This is a genomic window from Runella sp. SP2, assembly GCF_003711225.1.
GTDB lineage: Bacteria > Bacteroidota > Bacteroidia > Cytophagales > Spirosomataceae > Runella.
In genome coordinates, this window is sequence record NZ_CP031030.1 from 2,174,328 (window position 1) to 2,196,917 (window position 22,590).

A 22,590-nucleotide genomic window follows, 5' to 3' on the forward strand; every position below is an offset into this window, starting at 1 on the left:
TTCTGGGTTTAGAGGCTCTTTTTTTGTGGAGAGGTTGAGGCTCACGAAAAACTAATTAAATTCTAATGATATTTGTTTCGTAAGATGAGTACCTTAGTACTGAAATGAAGGACTCTTGCGTTACTTATAAAATGTTCTAAATCGTTCCTCAATACTGAATTAGCCATGCGAAAATCAATCTACCTAATTTTACTTTTCATCGCTAGTATGGGTTATGCATTTGCCCAGCCGCAACAAACCCTTGATGCGAATGAGTTGTTTCTCAAACAAAATCCCCAATACCGTTCTACATTTACCAAAGATGGGGGGCGGTACTTGGTGTTGGATGTGTTTAAGTTTGGGAAAATTCGCCGTCATCGTTTTTTTGTGGGAGATGAACTGACATTTTCAACCAAAAATAAACGGAAAAGAAGCAAACAAACCATCGTGGCGGTTTCGGATAGTTCATTTACCTATTCCACTTACAATGAGATCTTGGGAGAGTATGAACACACGGAAGTTATGATTTCTGATGTTCATAAAATAAGACTTAGCCGAAACATTCCTTTTGTTACCCAAGGCGCGGTCATGTTGCCCCTAGCAGGGGGCGTTTTGTTATTGACTGATACTTTTATTACGAGGGGTGGGGTCGATTTTTTGGTTCAGTTTGACCCCAAAACGGCCCTAATCGCGGGAGGAATCGCCTCGCTAGGAATTTTATGTGCCAAAGCCAGTTTTCCTAAGTATCGGGTAGGAGGGAAGCATCAGCTGAAGGTACTGAAAGTATATTAAAAGTCGTGCCTTCTTCGGCAATGTGCGAATTGGGAAAAACGGCTTGTGCTTCGGTCAAAAATGAATCAACTTCCTTGTAGCGCGACGAAAAATGCCCAATCAGTAATTTGCCGACGTTGGCTTTTTTTGCGATGGTCGCGGCTTCGCTCGCGGTTGCGTGAAAACGTGCTGAGGCTTGGTGTGCCAAATCATTTTGAAAAGTAGCTTCGTGGTATAAAAGCGAAGCCCCACGAATGATGGGAATAATTGCCTCGTCGTAGCGAGTGTCCGAACAATAGGCATAGCTGCGGGGTGGTGGAGCTGGCAAGGTATATTCGGCTACACTGTAGAGGAGGTTACCACCTTCGTCGTAAATGTCTTCCCCGTTTTTGAGTTGACGTAAATAGTCAAACGGAATACCGTCCGTAATTTTCTCTTTAATCAGTTTTCGCTTCTGAGGTTTTTCTTGAAACAAAAATCCAGCACAAGGAATGCGGTGACTCAAAGGAATGGTAAAGACGGTGAAACAGGGATGTTCGTAAAGTAGCGTAGAGGTAGTTGTGTTGGTCTGGGTAAAAATAATCCGAAACTGCAACGGCGTCTGAGAGTACTTAAACTGGAGCGTGAGTACTTCGTCTAGCCCTTGGGGACCAAACAACAACAAATCGTCGGTACGCCCACCGAGGTTGAGACTCGACAATAAGCCAATCAGCCCGAAGTAATGGTCGCCGTGCAAATGACTAATAAAAATTCCTTTGAGTCGGCCAGGGCGAACTTTGTAGTCGAGCAGGCGAAATTGCGTACCTTCTCCGCAGTCAATCAGAAAGTGGTCACTTTCGTAGGTGAGTAACTGCGAAGAAGGGTGGCGGTTGAGGGTGGGGGTAGCTGAGCCAGCCCCCAAGATAAGTACAGAGAATGGCATTACGGTTTTTCGCTCTGGGTATAACCGTCTTCGTCCATGTCGTCGTCGTTGAAATCATCACTTTCGGCGCTGAACTCATTTTCCAAGTCATTCATAAATACGGCGTCGATGCCTTCTTCTACGCTTGGGAGAATGGTGACGTCGCGTATTTTGCCGTCGATGAGCAAATCCACAAAGTCGTCGTTGTCAGATACCAAGACCATCAACCCAAGTTCACGTGAACAAAGCATGTTGATTTTTTTGAGAATGCTGATTCCCGCCGAGGTTATACTCGTTGCAGTGGCAAAATTGAGAATCAAGTTATGGAACCCTTCACGAAACAGTCCACGAGCGACGGTTTCTAACTCAGCCGCCATGGCATCATCAAATGCCGACTCGTGAATATTAACTAGGGCGTATTGTTCGTGTTTTTGAATGGTATGTGTCATAAGTCTATAACGAAAAAAAACTAAAAATAGGTAAGCTCGTTGAGTGAACGATTAAGACAAAGTTAGCGAACGTGTAACATTTTCTTCAATCCGTGCCAAAATATCTTGTGATTCTGACTTTACAAAAGGTTTCCCCGTTACTTTTTCGTAAAGTTCAATGTAACGCGCCGAAATTTGAAGAATCCATTCGTCGGACATTTCGGGTACTACTTGGCCTTCTTTACCCTGAAAGCCGTTGGCAATCAGCCATTCGCGAACAAACTCTTTGGAAAGTTGCTTCTGTTGAATCCCTTTTTGTTGGTTTTCTTCATATACATCAGCGTAGAAATATCGAGACGAATCGGGCGTATGTACCTCGTCGATGAGGTAAATGGTGCCGTTGTTAGATCCAAACTCGTATTTGGTATCCACCAGAATCAACCCTTGTTGCGCGGCCATTTCGGTGCCACGAGCAAACAGCGCTAAGGCGTATTTTTCGAGCTGCGTATATTCAGCTTCCGACACAATGCCTTTGGCAAGAATATCCTCGCGCGAAATATCTTCGTCGTGGCCTTCGTGGGCTTTGGTGGTGGGCGTAATGATGGGCGTTGGAAGTTTATCGTTTTCTTTCAAGCCTTCAGGAAGCGTTACTCCGCACAGCGTACGTTTGCCTGCTTTGTACTCCCGCGCGGCATGACCCGCCAAATAACCGCGAACGACCATTTCTACTGGATAGGTTTCGCATTTTTTTCCGAGACTGGCATTTGGGTCTGGAACTTCAAGAAGCCAATTAGGGACGATGTCGGCCGTTGCCCGCAGAAAATGCTCCGCAATTTGGTTCAACACTTGCCCTTTGAACGGAATTGCGCGGGGTAAAATGACGTCAAAAGCCGAAATTCGGTCGCTGGCAATCATGACCACGCAGTTTTCAAAACTATATACATCACGGACTTTGCCGCGGTAAAATCCCGTTTGGTTGGGAAACTGAAAATTGGTTTGAGTGAGAGTTTGCACGCTATGCGTAGTTTTTGGTGGATTTTTCTACCTTATATATTATATATACTACCACTTCCCTTTGGTGTCGTCGTTGGCGGTCGTTCGGTGGCGTTGTTGTTGTAAGTACTGAATTTCGGATGCTTTCAGAGATTCCAGAATAATCATGGCTTGTTCTTCACTCATTTTTAAATTTTTGAGCTGGTTCAATAAATTTTTCTTTTCCTCCGTTTGTTTGGCCACTTGCTCTGTTTGCGGTTGGGGGGCATTGTTTTTCGGTGCTAGGTTGGGAGGCGGCTGCGTAAGCGCTTTGGCTTCTTTTTCTTTGCCATGATAGCGTTTTTTCAGTAGTTCATAGTTGTACTGCGCTTTATCATTGTCGGGATTAAGCCTTAAACTTTGCCGAAAATAAAACAGTGCCTGCGCCGTATCCTTCTGCATGGTTTCAATGACCCCCAGTTGGTTTAAGGCCCTTGATGCCAAAAATGGATTGGACACCAAGGAGAGCTTGGCGTAGTATTTTTGGGCGTTGCGAAGCTGTTTCAACTGAAAATACGTATGTGCTAAATTGAGCCGTGATTCTGGTTCGGCAAAAAGCGAAGCCGTCGAAACATTCTGATAGGCTTCCAGCGCATGTTGATAGTCTTTCTCGTTGTAGGCTTGTTGTCCCTCAATTTTTGCGCGGTTACTCCGTGAAATCGTGTCAAACGAACGATTGTCCCAAATCCAAAGCAGTAATGAAAAAAGCAACGACTCAATCATCGGTGGTTGGTCTAGTAAGGCGGTGCAAAGATAACGTTTTTTAATTTTTGGCACAGTTTTGGAGATATTGGACATATCGCCTTACATTTGATTAGTTTTCCAATTTGAGCGGTTATGTCAAAATCTAAAAAAGGAGTACCTCAACCCATAAAAACACCTCAGAAACAGCAAGTTGAATCAGATTCTTCTTCCGTTTTATCGACTGAAAGCTTCACTGGAGTAGAAGCAAAAACGCCCGTAAATCTTCCAATTAAGGACGAACTTTTTCGTAAAATTTTTTGGGGATTGGCCTTAGTTTTACTCATTGGTATGCCAATTCTCAGTACGCAGTACGGAATAACGGCCGATGAATGGGGAAACAAAGCCTATGGCGAACTGTGTTTGGACTATTTTACCAGTTTTGGTGATAAAAAAGAAGCACTTTCTTACGCGCCTCGCGGCGGGGAGGTCATGTATTGTTATGGCCCTACGCTTGACTTAATTTCGGCGGCCATTTACCGTACTACTGGTGCCGATCCCTACCTGATTCGTCACATGTTACTCTCGCTCATGGGCGTCCTTATTTTTGTGGCAACGGGCCTAACGGGGCGGTTACTCGGTGGAAATTGGCGCGCGGGTCTGTTGGCCTTGATTTTTGCGCTTTTCTCTCCGCGTTTGTTTGGCGATTCGATGAACAACCCCAAGGACATCACCTTTGCGGCTGGATATATCCTGACCATTTGTGCGTTGATTAAATTCATTCAAGAACTTCCCCAACCCTCATGGAAAACAACCCTGTTGACCATCGCGGGTATTGGTATCGGTTTGGGAAGTCGTGCGCCAGGTTTGGCGTTGGTGGCCTACGTTCCGTTTTTTGTCGGCGTCGAAGTCCTTTTCCGCAAGCAGGTTCGTCAAGCTGTGTTTGGGGACAGGGCAGTGTTAAAAAATGTGGCTCTCAAAACGGGAGTAGCTACGTTGGGGGGCTATTTACTCGGTATTTTGTTCTGGCCGTTTGCCTTGGCTAATCCCTTAAAAAATCCCTTGACGGCTTTAGAAACCTTGACCAATTTCCCAATTAGTATAAAAACCTTATTTGAAGGGACAAAAATATACTCAACGTCGCTTCCTTGGTACTACGTCCCCAAATACATGATGGTATCAACTCCTCTATATTTTTTATTGGGGGTATTGGTATTTTTGATTGCTTTTCCGCTATCGCGTCGTCACTTCAACCAACGGTATCTGTTTTTGGTGTTGTTTGTCGCCCTTTTTCCGTGGTTGTATGGGGTATCAAAACATTCGGCCTTTTACAACGGCTGGCGCCATACCACCTTTATTTACCCACCTTTGTTGGCCTTAACTGCAGTAGGCTTTGAGTATTTCTTCCGACGTTTTGGAAATGTAGGTCAAAAAGTGCTCGCGGGGGTATTGGCCGTGTTGGTGGCGTTGCCTTTGTGGTTTATGATTAAAAACCATCCCTACCAATATACCTATTACAACGAATTGACGGGTGGTACCAAAGGGGCATTTGCCAATTACGAAACGGATTATTTTGGGGTAAGTACCCGAGAAATCGCCGATTGGATGAAGACTAATATTCCAAACATCCAAAAAGATACGGTGGTCATTGCCAGCGATTATTTTGTGCCTTTGAAAGATTATTTTACCGATTACCCCAAGTTGAAAATGGCTTATCGACGTTATTATCAGCGTTCTGAATTTGATTGGGATTATGGCGTGTTTTTAACGGGACACCTTAATCCAAGCCATTTTCGAAATGCTGGGGTATTTCCACCCGCAGGGACTATTCATAAAATTGAGGTCAACGGTGCTACGATTGGTTTGGTAATAAAACGCATCAGCAAAGATGACTTTAAGGGTATCCAGTTGATTAAAGAAGGGAAAATTGCGGAGTCAATTCCATATTTGGAAAAAGCCCGTCAACTTGACCCCAACAATGAGGTGGTTCGCTTGTACTTGGCCAATGCGTACGTGAACGTAGGCAAGTTCAATGAATCATTGCAAGAATGCCAAAAAGCACTTGAGATTTTTCCTGAATATTTGGGGGCGATGACCACCATGGCGATTGCGTACATCAACCTCAATCAAAATGACAATGCGGTATTTATGTTGAACGAAGTGCTAAGTCAAGATCCTACCAACCGTGATGCGGCGCAGTACTTGGCCATCGCTTACGAACGACAAGGAAATACCGCCGCGGCCAACCAAATCAGGGCGCAGTTGCAACAACAACAGTGATAGAATCACCGTTATTTTAGAAAATATAGAAATCCCCGCCCTTGAAGGAGTGGGGATTTTTAATTAGAAATTAAGTATTGAAAATAGGCTTTGTTGCCTCGAAAGGAGTAACTATGTAGGGTCAATTTTAATCAATATACACCAATAACTCACTAACAGCCAAATCGTCAGTCATTTATGAATCGTAAACTTTTTTGTTCTCTCTTTTTTTGTATGCCCTTTTGCGGCCTAGTTGCACAAAATCTTCAAATCCGCCTGCAAGATGGCTCAAAGGCCGCGGTCATCGGGGCAACGCTCCGCCTGGCCGACCGTGCTGATTCGACAAAAAAAATGTACGCAGTGGCAGATACAGCTGGTGCGGCTCAATTTAAGGTGACTTTTGGGAAACAGTATTTGTTAGAAGCAACCTCCATTGGTTTTAAGCCCCTTAGGAAAGTACTTTCTCCTACGGAGAACCAATCTTCTTTTACATTTTTGATGGAGGCCGACAAAACTACCCTCAATGAAGTGGTGGTCACGGCGCCTAAACCGTTGATTCAACAAGAAGATGACAAAACAATCGTTGATCCCGAGCCTTTGGCCAATAGCAGCACCAGTGCAATGGAAGTCATGGAAAAAATCCCTGGCGTTTTTATTGACCCCGACGGGAATATTTATTTGAGCAGTACAACGCCCGCTACGGTCTATATCAATGGCCGTGAGCAAAAACTGAGTACGGCCGATATTGCCTCCTTGCTTAAAAACCTCCCGCCAAACAGCATTGCCAAAATCGAAATTTTACGGACTCCCTCGGCAAGGTTTGACGCCAGTGGCAGCGGAGGGGTGGTCAACGTGATTTTGAAAAAAGGGGTAAAAATTGGGGTGACGGGTAGTATGAACGCAGGGATGAACCAAGGCCGCTTTGGAAATCAGCTACTGGGCGTAACGGTGAATAATAACGACGGCAAAAAAACATCGTACGTGGTGGTGAACTACAACCGCCGTAATTCTTACGACCAAGTTGAGACCGACCGTCCTTTTACCTTAGATTCGCTTTTGAGTCAGCGTTCTTACACCACCACCCCGAGCCAGACCTTTTATACAGGTTTTGGAATGGGCTTTACACCTTCCAAAAAATGGGAGTTTAATTTTGACGACCGCATCTCGTGGAACCAATACCGTTCGTCTGCTGAAAACCACAATGAAATTACGCGACTAAGTGTCGATAAATTGGTGGTAGAAAACGTCAATCAGTTAGCAAGCAAAACCAAAGCGTTTTTATTTAACCAAGATGTATCGGCTAAGTACAAAATAGATACGCTCGGGTCGGAAGTGACTGCCGAGGCATCGTATAGTTTTTCAACGAATCAAAGTACCCAACTTTTTTCTACTGATTATTTGTTGCCCGCACGTTTTAGTACGAGTGGCGATGGAGACATTGGCAACAATCGCCACGCTTTTAGTGCCCGTACGGACTTTAAATATCTTTTTCCGCAAAAACTGGTGGTGGAAGCTGGGTTGAAAACTGCTTTTCAGTGGTTTGAGAATGATACCAAGTATTTTAATGTGATTTCGGATATTCGTCGTGCGGATGTGGTTCGTACCCGTCAGTTCGATTATCACGAAAACATCAACGCAGCGTATGTCCAAGGCTCAAAAACGTTTAGTGCTTTTACGTTGAAAGCAGGCGTACGGTTGGAAACCACTTCCATGGACGGACGCCAACGGATTCCTACCGATACTTCTTTTCGATTGAAAAGGGCGGATGTGTTTCCTTATGTGTATTTAAGTCGGCGATTGGCCAAAATTGCGGGCTATGAAATGCGCGGTTACTTGGTTTATCGGCGCTCGATTACGCGCCCTGTCTATGAATACCTCAATCCTTCGCAGCGGTATTTGGATCAGTATTTGTTTGAAACGGGTAATCCGACCCTACGCCCACAGTTTACCCAAAACATTGAAGCCAACATTAGTGTCGAAGAGCGGCCTATTTTTGCCATTGGGAAAAATTATACCAGCGATATTTTTACCAACGTGGTTTACCAAGACCCCAAAAATCCAAGTGTTGCGTTTCGTACCTACGATAATTTAGGGAAAAACGAAGAAACCTATTTTCGGTTGATGGGGGCCATTCCGCCAGGGGGTAAGTACTTTTTTGTCGTAGGAACCCAGTACAATCACAACAAATATGAGGGCTTATACGAAGGTAAACCCTTAACTTTCCAACGCGGTTCGTGGTCAATTTTTACCTTTCACCAACTCAAACTAGACAATCGTTCAACGCTAAGTCTCAACGGTTTTGTTCGACTCAATGGACAATTGCAGTTTTATGAGTTGAGTAATTTTGGCGGGTTGAATATGAACATCAACCGACGGTTTTTTAACCGAAAAATGACCGTAACGATGTCGATGAATGATATTTTTTACACCTTACGAAATGAATTTACGTTGAAGCAGGGAAGTGTAACAGCTTCGGGAATGCGTCAGGGAGATACGCGTCGTTTTGGGCTGAACCTGGTTTATAATTTTGGCATTCGTAAAAAAGAAGAGCGCACGAATATGATGAACTTCGAGTCTTTGGAAAAAAGCGTGAATTAGTTTTAAATGCGTTAGCTGTTGTACGAAACTTTGCAGGTGACTAGGGAAATGTAAACACATAGAAAACATTAGAATAAGCACATAGTAAACATAGACAGTCTTTCGTGGGCTATGTGTTTATTCTATGTGGACTATGTGTTTTAAAAAATGTTACCACACCCAAGCACTTACTTCAACAATTCTTTAATAATCAATGTCATAAGCGGCTCTGCTTGGTAAGCGGCCGCTAAAATTTTGCTCAATTCTGCCTTCTCAAGGGTTTCGGGAATGCACATATCAGTAATGACCGAAATCCCAAAAACGGGGAGATTCATGTGGCGGGCTACTATCACCTCGGGAACGGTACTCATGCCCACGGCATCTGCACCAAGTTGGCGAAGTAATCGGTACTCCGAACGGGTTTCTAGTTGTGGACCTGTGACGCTTACATAAACACCTTTGTGCGCACGAATTTGGTGTATTTTGGCAATTTTAGCCGCTTTTTCGAGCATAGAGGTGTCATAAACTTCACTCATGTCGGGGAAGCGGTCGCCTAATTCGTGGAGGTTGGTACCACGGAGCGGGTTTTCGGGCAAAAACAAACTGATGTGGTCTTGAATCAACATCAAATCGCTGGTTTGGTAGGCAGGGTTCAGACCTCCCGCGGCATTGGAAACAATCAGTTGCTCAATTCCCAACAGTTTCATCACCCGAACAGGAAACGACACCTGTTGCATCGAGTATCCTTCATAATAATGAAAACGACCTTGCATACACACGACTTTTTTGCCCGAAAGGGTTCCAAATAATAGTTTTCCCTTGTGAGACTCAACGGTAGATACAGGGAAGTGAGGGATGTTCTCGTACGAAATACTTGCTTGAATTGTAATGTCATCGACGAGGCTACCAAGGCCCGTTCCTAAAATAATACCCACTTGAGGTTGAAAATCCTGCGTTTGTTTTTTAAGAAAGTCAACAGCCTCTTGAATGTGTGAAAATTCCATGCGTAAAATGAAAAATAAGTGATGGATGAAGGTCGATAAAATTTCTGTGATTACAAAAAAAGCCGATACCTTCTCAGGCATCGGCTTTTTTGTCAAATGATTATTGTTAAGGAATCAATTTCACGGTATGACAACCTTTAGGGGCGCTAATTTTTGCCATTTGTTTGGTCAACGAAGGCGTACCACCTTTGTTAACTTTAAAAAATTCGACACCACCGTCACGGCGACCGTAGTCGAAGTATTCAAAGATAGATACGGCCACGTTATCGCCTGATTTGTCGAAGATAATGCTTTCAGGAGCAATCCCTTCAATTTCATAATCAGCTACTTTGGTTGCTTTGCCATCTTTTGCCAAAGACAAAAGTGAGACACCCGCTTTGCCTACGCTACTTTCCCAAGGTTGGGCGGAATTGGCTTTGTTAGCCGTTACAATCATAGTACCGTCTGGGCTAATGGCAAAACTCTCAACGCCAGCTGCTACGGGGGTTTGAGCTACTACTTTATGTTCAGCTGTTTTAGGATCAGCGGCAGTTGTATTAAACTGGATAGCTACGAGTTCACCCGCTGCACCGTCTTTTAAGTCCGAAACAATAAACAAACTACCATCGGGGGTAAACGAACCAGGGCCAGGTTTGCCCGTCAATTTTGCTGGCGTTCCAAAAGCCTCGAACGTAGCGATTTTTCCTTGTGGGTTGCGTTTTGCTTTATAGAGCCAAATTTCTTTGGTTTCTTCCACCGTAATGGCGATAAATTCGCCTTCTGGATGCCAAGTGACGTCAGTAGCACGGGCGTTCTGGAGGTTAAGCGCAATCGGAACGTTACGCGTTGGCAATCCGCCAGCACCAATCTCGAACATGCGCAATTCTTTGGCGGTTTCTTCCGACGTAATGAGCATATTGCTTCCTAACATATCGACGGCCAAAGGGTTTTTACCCACGGAAACCCTGCGCGTTGAAGGCTTGGCCATGTTGGAAATGTCAACAATGTACAAGTTGCTTCCCGCTGGGAAATCCGTAGCTACATTTTTAACCGTTTTTACACTGTCGGTAGTTTGGGCACGAGTCTCAATGACAAAGGCGTAACGTCCGTCAGACATTACAGCAGCAGTTCGCGACCAGCCAATGGCTGAGTTGGAAAGGGCTGTACTACCAATTTCTTGTCCCAATTTCAAAGGAAGCGGATACACGCTCAAAGCATCTTTCACTCCAACTTCTTTCATCAGCTTTCCGTCAACTACCGCCGAAGCCGCCATGTCGCCGTCTGAAAGTGCCAAGATTCCGCGGCCACTAAATTCAATGGTGGGTTTTTGGGCAATGGCAGCGCTCGCACTTAACAACGCCATTCCCAATGTCAAACGCATTCTTTTCATGAGATTTTTGTAATGGTTAACAGGTTACACAATATATTACTACTAAGTATGAAAGCGCATAATACGAAAAAAACCTTTAAAGCACGGAGCTTTAAAGGTTTTTCTTTGCAAAAAAATGCAATTTATGCAGTTGCTACCGCAAGACGGTTAACGTGTTTCGCTAATTTAGACTTGAGGTTACTCGCTTTGTTTTTGTGAATGACATTTTTCTTTGCCAATCTGTCAAGCATAGAAGATACAGTTTTGTACAATTCTGATGCAACAATTTGGTCTTTGGTGTCACGCAACTTACGTACCATGGTACGCGTAGTTTTGTGTTGGTAGCGATTTCTAAGGCGTTTTGTTTCGTTGGCCCGGATTCTCTTTAATGCTGACTTATGATTTGCCATTGGTTTTATAAAAAAAATAATGTATTTCTGTTCTACAAAAGGAGTGCAAAAATAGTCGTTATTTACTAGAGATGCAATTTTTTTAAAGGAAAATTACAGCAAATATTTGATAACGTTAGAAACGACATTAATTCGTATTTTGTAAGAAGGAAGAACAATTTACGGGCAATGAACCAAGGAATTTATACGTTTTAAAGTTTGTTTTTCGTTCTTTCGCAAAAATAAATCTTGTACGGAAATTTTATCGTACTTTTCGATTTTTACATCCTTAATTACCACATGTTTCTCAAACGCAGCCTTCTATCCCTGTCCCTTTGTGCCCTTTCGTGGGAGGCGATTCACGCCCAAAACACCCTCGGTTATACTGAGGCCGATGTTCACTACCGAAATGGGGTCGAACTTTTTGAAAAATCAAACTATTCGGCGGCCAAACAGGAGTTCCGCTATTATTTGGAAAAACGTCCAGCGTTGCTCAACACCAACGACTACACCGCAGTGAATGCCGAGTACTACACCACCCTGTGTGCGTTGTATGCCGATGCGCCCGAAGCAGAGCTGGCCGTCGATCGGTTTGTTCGCAATCACCCCGAACACCCCAAAGCAGCGCTTATCTACAGCGATTTGGGAAAGTATTATTTTGATCGGGGAGATTATGCCAACGCCATTACGTACCTCACCAAAGCGTTGGACCGCAGTTCAAACTACTACGCTGCTACCGAAACCCGCTACAAATTAGGGTTGTCGTATTACAGCACGAGGCAGTTTGCGCCCGCACTCCGTTATTTTTCGGAAGTACAACAAGATGCCACCAGCGATTATTTTGCGCCAGCAGCTTACTACGCGGGGGTCATCAATTATCAAAACGGCAAATACGACGATGCTTACCGTAATTTCAAAAACATCGAATCGCATCCACAGTACAAAATGGACGCCCCCAACTGGATTGTTTCGTCTTTGTACCAAGCCGAGCGCTACGATGATTTGATTGCCTACGCCGAGCCGTTGTTGCGACGTTCGCAAGGTGGAGGAGTCAAGCTGAATGATGTTGCCCTATACGCTGCTGAAGTATTGTATAATCGAGGCAATTACGCCGATGCGGCCAAATATTACGCCCAGTATGTTCAATTGAAGGGGCGTGAAACCCCCATGCCTGCGCCCATTCAGTTTCGTTATGGACATTCATTGTTCAAAACGGGCAATTATCCAGGAGCGGTCGATCAATTAAAAGGTGTGGCAACCCGCAAGGACACGACGGGCCAGTTTGGTTCGTATATTTTGGCCATTAGCCACCTTCAAACCAAGAATCCCCAAGCGGCCTTGACGGGATTTGACAATGCTTCTAAATTGAAATTTAACAAAGTGATTCAAGAAGAAGCGTCTTTTAATCACGCCAAAGTGCAGCTTGAACTCAACAACCAATCGGCGGCTTTTACAGAGTTTCAGGAGTTTATCAAAAACTTCCCGAACAGTGAGTACGAAGAGGAGGCCACCAAGCTATCGATATTAGCGTTGACCAAATCCAACAACAGTGCAGCTGCGGTGGCCTACATCGAAAAACTGAAGAAAATTGACGAGGCAACCAAAGCGGCGTATCAGCGACAAACGATGAACTTGGGAATTGCTGATTTTAACGCCGAACGCTACGCCCAAGCCATCGTAAATTTTGATAAGTCGCTCAAATATACCCCCGATTCGGAAATTGCGTTGGCGGCTACCTTCCAAAAAGGAGAAGCGTTCTCGGCCTTAAACCGCTACGGAGAAGCCATCCCGATGTATCAGCAGTTGATTCGGAGCAATCCTACCACTCCCTACGGTATTCGTAGTTTGTATGCATTGGGGTATGCTTATTACAACACCAAAGACTACAAATCTGCTGTTGCGAATTTTCAACAATACATTGCAAAAGGTAAAGGCGTGGGAGAGCCACAAACGATTGAGGATGCTACCATCCGCATCGCAGATTGTTATTTGACCGATAAAAACTACGCCCAAGCCACCGCCATGTACGACAAAGCCATCAACGATGGCCGTTTGGACCGTGACTATGCCTTGTATCAAAAAGGGTTGATTCTAACATACCAAGAGAAAGACACGGAGGCAAAAGCGCAGTTTGATAAGGTGATTGCCCAATTCCCTACTTCGCGCTATGCCGATGACGCCTTGTTTCAGTCGGCCAATATTGATTTAGAAAAAGGAAATTACCAAGCGGCCATTCGCGCTTATACGCGTTTGGTCAAAGACAAACCACGCAGTTATTTGATTCCACCTGCATTATTGAAACGCGCTTTGGCTTATAACAACATTCAGGTATATGAAGAAGCCATTCGCGACTATAAGCAGATTTTGTCGGAGTATTCAGATGCCCCAGCGGCCAAAGAGGCTTTGTTAGGTTTACAAGCGACGTTGGAAAACGCAGGCCGCACCGAAGAAATGTCGAATGTATTGGCCGATTATAAGAAGAAAAACCCGCAAAGTACCGAAACCGAAAAATTGGAATTTGAAACAGCCAAAGGGTTGTACGGCGATGGCAAGTATCCACAAGCCATCAAGGCACTCCAAAGCTTTATCCGCGATTATCCTAACAGCAAATTGGCGACGGAAGCACGTTATTTGGGAGGCGAAAGCTACTACCGAAGCAACGATTATGCCAATGCCCTCAAACTCTTTAGCTTGGTTATTTCGGAAGGCGATCAGCGGTTTTCACCCAAAGCAGCTTTGCGGGCGGGAGACATCGAAGTGCAGAACCAAAACTACCCGCAAGCGGTTCGCAACTTTAACTTGCTCTATGCCCAGTCAGATAGCAAAACTGATCGCGTGACGGGCTTGATGCGTTTGATGGATACGTATTTTTCGATGAAAAAATACGATTCAACGGCCTATTACGCGCGTGAAGTGATGAATGCAGGTGATGTTATTCCTGGTTCGACCAAGAAAGCGCAGATGCAAATGGCCAAGGTCTATATTGAAAAAGCAGATTACAAAACGGCGGATGCAGAATTGAAAAAAATAGTGGCTGCCAACAAAGACGAATTTGGGGCTGAGGCAAAATACTGGGCGTCAGAATCGTTGTTCCGTCAAGGCAAATTGAAAGAAGCACAGGCGTCGGTGATGGAACTCAACAAACAATACGCCGATTATGAGCGTTGGCGGGTTCGCGCCTTTATTTTATTGGCCGATGTGTATGTAGGGCTAAAAGACCCCGACCAAGCCAAAGCCACTTTGCAATCGGTCATTGAGAACGCCGAGGACCAAGACGCCATTGAGTTGGCCAAATCAAAACTAGCCGCTTTACAATAACCTTAGCACTTAAAAAGAATGAAGAAAGTCCCATCGATAAAACCGCTCCGCTTGCTGGTGGTAGCAAGTTGTTTTTCGCTGCCAGTTTTGGCACAAAAACAATCGGGAGAAATTGACAGCCAGACCTTTGAGATTGAGAAAAAGAAAAAAATTGAGCTTCCCCCCGCCAACCGTCTTTATAACAAACTGCAACCTTTTACCAGTGAGGAAGACAACCGAAAGCTAAATTATGAGTTTCGTACGCCCAAATTAACGCTCGGAACGCCCAAAATCACGCCTACGGTATTGCCAGTCAACGGTGAAAATAAAGAAGATGAAGGTGGCAACCTCAACAATTACGTCAAAGTAGGGGGTGGTAATTACGGTAAAATTTACGGTGAAACATTTATTGGTAACAATACCGAAGATTTAGCCTACGACATTCATTTCAAACATTTGTCTAACCAAACTGGACCCGTTGACACCCAAAACTCGGCCAACAGTGAAAACCGCCTAAAACTCAACGGACAGTACATCGGCAATTCGTTTAAATTGGGCGGAACGGCCTTTTACGACCGCGACAACTATTATTTTTACGCCAATCGTTCAACGCCAAACGCCGAAATTCTGAAAGGGAATATCCGCCAAACCATCAACACTTTTGGCGTACAAGTGGGGTTGGACAACATTGATAACAACAAGTTTATTGATTACTCCATCAAGACATCCTTGTACCGACTCAGCGACCGTTACAGTGCGGCTGAGACCGATTGGGGTACCAATTTTTCGGGTTCTGTTCCCATTACTGAAAACATTTTTGCGTTGTTGAATGCCGATGCCTACGTTTCTCAACGTACCGACGCTGAAACGTTCAAACGGAATTTGTTTAGTGTTAAACCAGCCTTCAAGTTTTCGTACGATGCCTTTACGGTAACGGCAGCTTTCAAAGCTGTCAACGAAACTGACGATCGCCTCAAAATCAACCGTACGGTCGGCTTCCCGCAAGTAGAAGTGGATGCCGTTCCATTGGCGGGAGTACACGTATTTGCGGGCTACGGTGGCGACCTCAACCGTAATACATTGCGCTCGTTATTGGGCGAAAATCGTTGGTTAGGCCCCAATGTTACCATCGCCAATACCGAACGTAGCCGTGACATTTACGGAGGTTTTAAAGGCGAATTAGGTCCTAGTTTTCAGTTTGAAGGAAAAGTGTCATACGCAACTTTCAAAAACTTTTACGGCTTCAACAATGATTGGTTGGATAGTACCAAATTTGCGGTGGTGTATGATGCCGACTACATCAAAGTATTGACCGTGTCGGCCCAAGTGGGGTACCAATACCAAAACATTGTTCGCTCGACGCTTCGGGGAGATTTTTATGATTACAACGTCAAACGCCTAGAAGCACCTTGGGGCCGTCCACGTTCGACGGTGACTTGGAATAACTCCTTTGTCTTTAGTAAAAAAATGTTTGCAACCATCGATGCCTATTACATTGGTGGGTTAAAAAACAAAAACTTTCAAACAGGCACAACGCACAACCTCAAGTCCATCGTCGATTTAAACCTAAAAATAGATTATTTGTTGACGCGTAATTTTTCGGCATTCGCTTCCATCAATAACCTATTAGGTAAGAACTACGAACGCTACTTGTATTATCCGCAACAGGGTCTCAACTTCTTAGCGGGATTGTCGTTTCAGTTTTAGATTATTTTTTTGGACGCCATACCGTTCTAATCTAAGCAATTAACGCACTTTATTCGACCTAATTCAAAGCAATAGCCGCCTCGGCTATTGCTTTTTTTTTATCTTCTCTGTACCTTAGTACCCAAATCCCCATAAACAGGTTACATAACAAACATGATTTCTGTCCTAGATTACACCCGTAAACTATTGTATGAACATGACTGCGTCGTGCTCCCCGATTTGGGTGGTTTTTTGGCGTATTTTAGTCATGCGTTTTACAGCGAGCAAAACGCCCTTTACCATGCACCGCAGAAGCGTGTGGCCTTCAACGAGGCGTTGAAACTAGACGACGGATTGCTGACTCACTACATGACCATCAACGAACAAATTACGCGGGAGGAAGCCCAAACGCGCATTCGTCAGTTTGTGGAGGAGATCAAAAATACCATCAAAGAAAAAGGAAACTATACCTTGGAGGGTATCGGTATCCTTGATACCAACGACGAAGGTAAACTTCAATTTGAACCAACAGTTGATACTAATTTTTATGCTGAAGGCTTTGGATTAAAGTCAGTTTCGCTGGCTCCTGCTGCTTCCATTGACGTAGCTGCAAAAACCAATGAAGATTGGACTTCTGACGACCGTCCTGCGGAAGAACTAGAACAGGAAATCCCGCGCCGCCGCCGTACCCGAATTGTGATGTACATCGGTGGGGCACTGTTGATTGGTACGGTGTTTTTTGCCAGCATTACCCAGCTTCCATCCGAAAGTTTAAAGTCAAGCCTCAATCCTTTTGAATTAGTGACGACGGTAAAGGGCTGGTTAGCAACTGATAAAAAAACTAACACTGTTAAAAAAGAGGAGGTTGTAGCGACTGAAAGTGTGGTTGCGCCGAAGGAAGAGGTTGTTAGTGAGGTAGTTGCTCAAGAGGAATCCGTTGTAGCGAACAAAAAAGAGGAGGAACCAGTAGCCGTTACAAAAGAAACTGCGAAAGTTGAAGCAAAACAAGTTGCGCCTGTTTCAAACCAAGAAACGGTGGTAACTCCCGCGCCAAGTTCGGATGTAAATGGGGAGTTTTTGGTGATTGCGGGGGGATTTTCTAAAATTGAAAATGCCCGTAACCTTACCGCCAAGCTCCAAAACAACGGTTACAGCGATGCTACGATTTTGAATCCAGAGCCAACCGATGGTAAGCTTATCATTGTATCGGCTATCGCTTGCGAGTCATCGGCAAAAGCCAAATCACAAGTTGCACAAATCAGTCGCTTGGCAGGTGCAAAAGCGTACGTGATTCATAAATAATTTAGGAAGTAAATAATTAAAAAGGGGCTTTTGCCCCTTTTTTTTGTGCTCGTATATATTTTACCCTTATTTTGCGTTAATTCAAAAATTACACACATTCACCCATGTCGATGCTTGTCAATACGAAAGAAGACAGAGAGCACCAAATGATAGGATTTGCGGGTGCGACTATCATTACCTCTGCGCTTATTACGATTACACTTTTTGTGAAAATTTATCATGCGCTTCCCAAAACAGAAGCCATAGAATACGTGGAAGTAAATTTTGGAACGGACGATGCGGGTTACGGAAAAATCCAGACTTATAACAAAGCGAGTGATTCGCCACGGGCTGAAAACGTAAAAAAATCGGATGACACGCCCAAGGTAAAAGCCACGCCAACGCCCAAAGTGACCCCACCACCCACGCCTAAAGTTGAAACGCCTAAACCAGTAAAAACGGCGCCCGTAAAACCACCCATTACGAGTAAATTGGAAAGTCCCGTTGAGACAAAGGAAGATACCAAACCTACAAAAACCGAGTCAAAATCAACGACGCCCGCCCCGCCTGCTCCTACAAAACCTGCCCCTGAGCCCAAAAAAGTGGACCAAGATGCTTTGTTTAAAAAATCATCGGGTAGCTCAAAAGGAAGCAATGGAACCAACGGAACCGCCTCGGGAACGGGTGGAAATAACAATGGTGATAAACCTGGAACGGTAGGTGACCAAGGGAATCCCAAAGGTAGCATCGACGCTGGAAGTCTCTATGGTAAGCCAGGCGGTGCTAAAACAGGCTTGGCCCTCAACGTATCAGGGTGGGGAATGGGTGCCCGTCCGCAAGTGAATGACGATTCTGACGAGTCAGGGCGAATTGTTTTTGAAATTACGGTGGATGATACGGGTGACATCATCGGGGTGCGGGTAAAAGAATCAACCGTTAGCCAGTCGGTGGTAGAAGTCTATAAACGTGCGGTTAGCCGTATGAAACTGGTACCAAAGTCGGAAAATGTACCCTCTACTTCCAAAGGAACCATTACTTTTAATATCAAGAGTAGATAATTCTTTTCATAAAAAAATCCCTAAAAAGGGAATAAGGGGGCTAAATTGCCCCTTTATTTTTGTTGTATAATGAACTACGAACAAACCATCTCTTATTTGTACAGCCGCTTGCCCGCTTTTCATCGCGTAGGAGCAGCGGCGATGAAAGCAGGATTGACCAACATTACGGCCCTGTGTGAAGCATTGGGAAACCCACATACCCAGTTTAAAAGTATTCACGTGGCGGGCACAAATGGAAAGGGGAGTACTTCACATTTGCTTTCGGCAGTGTTACAATCTGCGGGCTATACGGTTGGCTTACATACATCTCCGCACTTAAAATCGTTTACCGAACGCTTTAAAATCAATGGACAACCGTGTCCAACGCAAACGATTGTGGACTTTGTCGCCAACCACCAAGCCCTTATTGAGCGCATACAACCTTCATTTTTTGAAATAAGTGTGGCGTTGGCGTTTGATTATTTTGCTCAACAACGGGTGGATATTGCCATCATTGAAGTGGGTTTGGGTGGACGGCTGGACTCTACAAACATTATCACACCCATTTTATCGGTCATCACCAACATCAGTTTCGATCATACTGATTTGTTGGGGGATACCTTAGAAAAAATTGCGGGAGAAAAAGCAGGAATTATTAAAACCCATGTCCCAGTAGTGATTTCAGAAACTCAGCCTAAGACGGAACCCGTCTTTCGGGTCAAAGCCCATGAATGTCATGCGCCCATTGTCTTTGCTGATCAACACTTCCAAATCATGGATACTTCGCTAGCTGCTGGGTATCGAGAAGTTACTGTTAAGTCTATTAATTCAGTAATTAAAACCTACAAACTAGACTTACTTGGTATTTATCAGGCTAAAAATGTCTTGGGTGTATTGCAGGCTGTTGAAGAATTAAGAGTGCAAGGGTGGGAGATAAGCGACGTACAGCTAGAAGCAGGTTTGGCCCAGGCCACGCAGTTGAGTCAATTCAAAGGTCGTTGGCAAGTGTTACAACAAAACCCAATGGTGGTGGCTGATGTGGCTCACAATTACGGTGGGCTCAAAGAAACCCTAAATCAGCTCCATTACTACGATTACACAGGATTGCGTTTTGTACTTGGTTTTGTCAAAGACAAAGATGTAGCTGGCGTACTTGGGTTATTTCCCAAAGATGCGACTTACTATTTTTGCGCGGCTGATTTACCAAGGTCCTTGCCTTCAGTTGAACTACAAACAGTTGCGGCCACTTTAGGTTTATTGGGGGAGACGTATCACTCCGTAACGGAAGCTTTAAACGCAGCCCTTAGTGAATCCTTACCTACCGATATAATTTATATTGGCGGTAGCACTTTCGTCGTTGCTGAGGTTTGATATTAGTCTATATAATCTATTTATACTACAATGTTTGCTATATAGATAGATTTAAATGTTTTTATTCAAAATGTGGTTTTTTGTACTTTTACAGTTCAATGAGAATTGATTATACAGTACCAGATTACAGTTAACTTTTAAATATTAAAATCTTGAGCCGTCAGAAACTTATACGTTTTGCTGCAAACGCGCTGGCTACCAATGTATTAGAGGTAGGAAAGCCCCTGTATGAAACCATTAAAGGAAAATGGAACGAAACCTACTTTTTGAACAATAATCCGATTGTACTTGAATTGGCGTGTGGAAAAGGGGAATATACGGTCGGATTGGCCCAAGTTTTTCCAGAAAAGAATTTTATTGGCATTGATGTCAAAGGAGACCGCCTGGCGATAGGCAGTCAGCAGGCTCTTGACCTTGGTTTAAAAAACGTAGCCTTTTTAAGAACAAATGTTGAGTTTCTTCAAAATTTTTTTGAAGCAGGGGAGGTTGCCGAAATTTGGATAACTTTTCCTGACCCGTTCAATATTAAAAAGAGCCTGAGACGTCGATTAACGCATCCTCACTTTTTGGAAAAATACGTGGCTGTTATTAAAAAAGACGGGCTGTTGCATTTAAAAACTGATAATAGAGAGCTTTTTGACTTTACTTTAGAGGAGCTTGCGCAGTTTGGGTTTTATGATTTGGTTGCAACTTTTGACCTTTATCAGTCAGAATTACACGCCGAACACTTCGGAATTAAGACGCGTTTTGAGAAAATTTTTACCGAAAAAGGCTTTCCAGTTCACTATTTGCGGGGTCGCTTTTTAAGAAATTAAATGAATCTGAAGGTACTTTGAATGAAGAAGTACCTTTTTTATTTTCTTATAAATGAATAATAATTCAAATATGAATAAATTTTCATTTTAAAAAAATATGTAGCTTATTATCAATAAGTTATATTGATGTATTTTTGATAGAAGGAATAGGAGAGAGGCATAAAAAAGGGGCTTTCTCAATCATGAGAAAGCCCCTTTAAATGAGAAACCATTATTATAGGAGAAATCAAAAGCTATGTTTTCTCAAAGTAATAAGTGGGTTTTGCGAATTATTGAGAAATCAATTGTGCAAAAAACTTAACTGTACGAACGAGCTGGCTTACGTAGCTCATTTCGTTGTCGTACCAGCTTACAGTTTTCACCAATTGTTTATCGCCAACTGTAACAACTTTTGTTTGCGTTGCATCAAACAAGCTACCGAATGAAGTTCCGATGATGTCGCTGCTCACTATTTCGTCCTCATTATATCCGAAACTTTCGTTGCTAGCGGCTTTCATTGCAGCATTTACTTCTTCAAGCGTTACTTTCTTGTTCAAAATAACAGTCAATTCGGTTAAGCTACCAGTGATGGTTGGTACACGTTGCGCACCGCCGTCCAGTTTTCCTTTTAGTTCAGGCAATACTAAGCCTATTGCTTTAGCTGCACCTGTGCTATTAGGAACGATGTTAGAGGCAGCAGCTCTTGCACGTCTCAAATCGCCTTTAGGGTGAGGAGCATCAAGGGTATTTTGGTCGTTTGTGTAAGCGTGCACAGTGGTCATGCTACCAATTTCGATGCCAAAGTTGTCGTTTAATGCCTTTGCCATTGGAGCAAGGCAGTTGGTAGTACAGCTTGCGCAGCTAATAATTGTTTCAGAACCATCCAAAATAGAGTGGTTAACGTTGAAAACAATTGTTTTAAGGTCACCAGTAGCAGGGGCGCTGATAACAACGCGCTTTGCACCAGCAGTAATGTGAGCTTCTGCTTTGGCTTTATCAGTAAAGAAACCAGTACATTCTAATACTACGTCCACGTCGTGTGCTCCCCAAGGAATTTCTGCGGGGTTTCTTTGAGCATAGATAGTAACTTCTTCACCATTAACGATAATACTATTATCTGTAGATGTAACAGTTTCGTTGAATTTACCTTGAGCTGTGTCGTATTTTAGCAAATGGGCTAGTACAGAAGGGCTAGTAAGGTCATTAATAGCTACTACGTCAATACCTGGCATGTTGTAAATCTGACGGTATGCTAATCTTCCGATACGTCCAAAGCCGTTGATTGCTACTTTCACTTTTGTCATTTTGCTTTTTGGTGGTTTAATGGGACATCTTTATTTACTTTCATGGGCAAAGATACTTATTTCTTTTTTATTTGTTAAAGGATTATTTTTTAGCAAAATGATAGAACACTTAGTCCTCATTTAGTATTTATTAGTACATATTGCTAATGCTTAGTTGTTAATTTAGTATTTAGAATGTATTTTTGCTAAATATTTAGCATATTGGTTAGTAATTTACTAATAATATCACTAAATGTCAATTATAATAATAAATAAAATACTAATGGTTACTAATGATGCAATAAGAGTTAGTAAAAATAAACCAAAACCAATATATACAAACAAGCAATAGGGTAGGAGAGTAAAACAACAGTAAAATTGGAAAAGAGGGTATTTATTAGTAAATTACACTATAAACCCAAAAGAGGTTAAAAACATTGAAAAACAATTATCATAGAAACAACAGTAGAAG

At 43.5% G+C, this 22,590-nt stretch carries 17 protein-coding genes; 9 read left to right on the forward strand and 8 right to left on the reverse strand.

Annotation, left to right across the window (positions count from 1 at the left end):
- Positions 1-165 precede the first annotated feature (165 nt).
- Positions 166-771: a hypothetical protein gene (locus DTQ70_RS09160; RefSeq protein ID WP_164489944.1), complete on the forward strand. Its 606-nt coding sequence runs from the start codon at positions 166-168 to the stop codon at positions 769-771.
- On the opposite strand, the gene DTQ70_RS09165 is transcribed toward DTQ70_RS09160, so the two are convergent.
- From DTQ70_RS09165 to DTQ70_RS09180, 4 genes are read right to left on the reverse strand one after another with little or no spacing between them, the layout of a single operon-like run.
- Positions 719-1,672 (reverse strand): ribonuclease Z, encoded by a 954-nt coding sequence (locus tag DTQ70_RS09165; RefSeq protein ID WP_122930537.1) that lies wholly within the window; start codon positions 1,670-1,672, stop codon positions 719-721. The two genes, DTQ70_RS09160 and DTQ70_RS09165, sit on opposite strands and share 53 nt — an antisense overlap.
- Complete coding sequence (locus DTQ70_RS09170) at positions 1,672-2,100, reverse strand: anti-anti-sigma factor (RefSeq protein ID WP_122930538.1); 429 nt, start codon at positions 2,098-2,100, stop codon at positions 1,672-1,674. Before DTQ70_RS09170 ends, DTQ70_RS09165 begins: the two co-directional genes overlap by 1 nt.
- A 51-nt stretch (positions 2,101-2,151) precedes the next feature.
- Positions 2,152-3,093, reverse strand: coding sequence for a phosphoribosylaminoimidazolesuccinocarboxamide synthase (locus tag DTQ70_RS09175; protein WP_122930539.1), 942 nt, complete (start codon positions 3,091-3,093; stop codon positions 2,152-2,154).
- A gap of 48 nt (positions 3,094-3,141) precedes the next feature.
- The gene (locus DTQ70_RS09180) at positions 3,142-3,909 is read right to left on the reverse strand and encodes a tetratricopeptide repeat protein (protein WP_122930540.1); all 768 of its coding nucleotides are present in this window, start codon (positions 3,907-3,909) and stop codon (positions 3,142-3,144) included.
- Positions 3,910-3,948: 39 nt separating this feature from the next.
- Here DTQ70_RS09180 and DTQ70_RS09185 point away from each other — a divergent pair, with 39 nt between their 5' ends.
- Both DTQ70_RS09185 and DTQ70_RS09190 read left to right on the forward strand, forming a co-directional pair.
- Entirely contained in the window at positions 3,949-6,072 is a 2,124-nt protein-coding gene (locus tag DTQ70_RS09185) for a tetratricopeptide repeat protein (protein ID WP_122930541.1), read from the forward strand.
- Positions 6,073-6,249: 177 nt separating this feature from the next.
- Positions 6,250-8,649: an outer membrane beta-barrel protein gene (locus DTQ70_RS09190; protein WP_122930542.1), complete on the forward strand. Its 2,400-nt coding sequence runs from the start codon at positions 6,250-6,252 to the stop codon at positions 8,647-8,649.
- A gap of 167 nt (positions 8,650-8,816) precedes the next feature.
- Here DTQ70_RS09190 and DTQ70_RS09195 read toward each other — a convergent pair whose 3' ends face one another.
- The 3 genes from DTQ70_RS09195 to rpsT all read right to left on the reverse strand — a co-directional run bounded on the left by DTQ70_RS09195 (position 8,817) and on the right by rpsT (position 11,390).
- A complete protein-coding gene (locus DTQ70_RS09195; protein ID WP_122934325.1) occupies positions 8,817-9,632 on the reverse strand; it encodes a purine-nucleoside phosphorylase in 816 nt (271 codons plus the stop codon).
- Positions 9,633-9,738: 106 nt separating this feature from the next.
- The gene (locus tag DTQ70_RS09200) at positions 9,739-11,001 is read right to left on the reverse strand and encodes a WD40 repeat domain-containing protein (RefSeq protein WP_122930543.1); all 1,263 of its coding nucleotides are present in this window, start codon (positions 10,999-11,001) and stop codon (positions 9,739-9,741) included.
- Between the two features lie 122 nt (positions 11,002-11,123).
- Positions 11,124-11,390: a 30S ribosomal protein S20 gene (gene rpsT, locus DTQ70_RS09205; RefSeq protein ID WP_122930544.1), complete on the reverse strand. Its 267-nt coding sequence runs from the start codon at positions 11,388-11,390 to the stop codon at positions 11,124-11,126.
- A 279-nt stretch (positions 11,391-11,669) separates the two neighbouring features.
- Here rpsT and DTQ70_RS09210 point away from each other — a divergent pair, with 279 nt between their 5' ends.
- From DTQ70_RS09210 to trmB, 6 genes are all read left to right on the forward strand, one after another.
- Positions 11,670-14,687, forward strand: a complete 3,018-nt coding sequence (locus DTQ70_RS09210) for a tetratricopeptide repeat protein (RefSeq protein WP_122930545.1) — start codon at positions 11,670-11,672, stop codon at positions 14,685-14,687.
- Between the two features lie 18 nt (positions 14,688-14,705).
- Positions 14,706-16,373: a TonB-dependent receptor gene (locus DTQ70_RS09215; protein WP_229600099.1), complete on the forward strand. Its 1,668-nt coding sequence runs from the start codon at positions 14,706-14,708 to the stop codon at positions 16,371-16,373.
- 153 nt (positions 16,374-16,526) lie between these two features.
- A complete protein-coding gene (locus DTQ70_RS09220; RefSeq protein ID WP_122930546.1) occupies positions 16,527-17,654 on the forward strand; it encodes an SPOR domain-containing protein in 1,128 nt (375 codons plus the stop codon).
- A gap of 104 nt (positions 17,655-17,758) precedes the next feature.
- Positions 17,759-18,691 carry an energy transducer TonB gene (locus DTQ70_RS09225; protein ID WP_229600100.1) on the forward strand — a complete coding sequence of 311 codons (933 nt, stop codon included), beginning with the start codon at positions 17,759-17,761 and terminating at the stop codon, positions 18,689-18,691.
- Between the two features lie 69 nt (positions 18,692-18,760).
- Positions 18,761-20,041, forward strand: coding sequence for a folylpolyglutamate synthase/dihydrofolate synthase family protein (locus tag DTQ70_RS09230; protein ID WP_122930547.1), 1,281 nt, complete (start codon positions 18,761-18,763; stop codon positions 20,039-20,041).
- A 152-nt stretch (positions 20,042-20,193) separates the two neighbouring features.
- Entirely contained in the window at positions 20,194-20,856 is a 663-nt protein-coding gene (gene trmB / locus DTQ70_RS09235; RefSeq protein WP_122930548.1) for a tRNA (guanosine(46)-N7)-methyltransferase TrmB, read from the forward strand.
- Positions 20,857-21,125: 269 nt separating this feature from the next.
- Here the strand turns inward: trmB and gap are convergent, their stop codons facing one another.
- On the reverse strand, positions 21,126-22,139 hold the full coding sequence (gene gap, locus DTQ70_RS09240) for a type I glyceraldehyde-3-phosphate dehydrogenase (protein ID WP_122930549.1): 1,014 nt from the start codon (positions 22,137-22,139) through the stop codon (positions 21,126-21,128).
- Positions 22,140-22,590 lie beyond the last annotated feature (451 nt).

Coding starts and splice junctions, on each gene's coding strand:
- DTQ70_RS09160 (WP_164489944.1), top strand. CDS start 166: ATGCGAAAATCAATCTACCTAATTTTACTTTTCATCGCTAGTATGGGT.
- DTQ70_RS09165 (WP_122930537.1), bottom strand. CDS start 1,672: ATGCCATTCTCTGTACTTATCTTGGGGGCTGGCTCAGCTACCCCCACC.
- DTQ70_RS09170 (WP_122930538.1), bottom strand. CDS start 2,100: ATGACACATACCATTCAAAAACACGAACAATACGCCCTAGTTAATATT.
- DTQ70_RS09180 (WP_122930540.1), bottom strand. CDS start 3,909: ATGTCCAATATCTCCAAAACTGTGCCAAAAATTAAAAAACGTTATCTT.
- DTQ70_RS09185 (WP_122930541.1), top strand. CDS start 3,949: ATGTCAAAATCTAAAAAAGGAGTACCTCAACCCATAAAAACACCTCAG.
- DTQ70_RS09190 (WP_122930542.1), top strand. CDS start 6,250: ATGAATCGTAAACTTTTTTGTTCTCTCTTTTTTTGTATGCCCTTTTGC.
- DTQ70_RS09195 (WP_122934325.1), bottom strand. CDS start 9,632: ATGGAATTTTCACACATTCAAGAGGCTGTTGACTTTCTTAAAAAACAA.
- DTQ70_RS09200 (WP_122930543.1), bottom strand. CDS start 11,001: ATGAAAAGAATGCGTTTGACATTGGGAATGGCGTTGTTAAGTGCGAGC.
- rpsT (WP_122930544.1), bottom strand. CDS start 11,390: ATGGCAAATCATAAGTCAGCATTAAAGAGAATCCGGGCCAACGAAACA.
- DTQ70_RS09210 (WP_122930545.1), top strand. CDS start 11,670: ATGTTTCTCAAACGCAGCCTTCTATCCCTGTCCCTTTGTGCCCTTTCG.
- DTQ70_RS09215 (WP_229600099.1), top strand. CDS start 14,706: ATGAAGAAAGTCCCATCGATAAAACCGCTCCGCTTGCTGGTGGTAGCA.
- DTQ70_RS09220 (WP_122930546.1), top strand. CDS start 16,527: ATGATTTCTGTCCTAGATTACACCCGTAAACTATTGTATGAACATGAC.
- DTQ70_RS09225 (WP_229600100.1), top strand. CDS start 17,759: ATGTCGATGCTTGTCAATACGAAAGAAGACAGAGAGCACCAAATGATA.
- DTQ70_RS09230 (WP_122930547.1), top strand. CDS start 18,761: ATGAACTACGAACAAACCATCTCTTATTTGTACAGCCGCTTGCCCGCT.
- gap (WP_122930549.1), bottom strand. CDS start 22,139: ATGACAAAAGTGAAAGTAGCAATCAACGGCTTTGGACGTATCGGAAGA.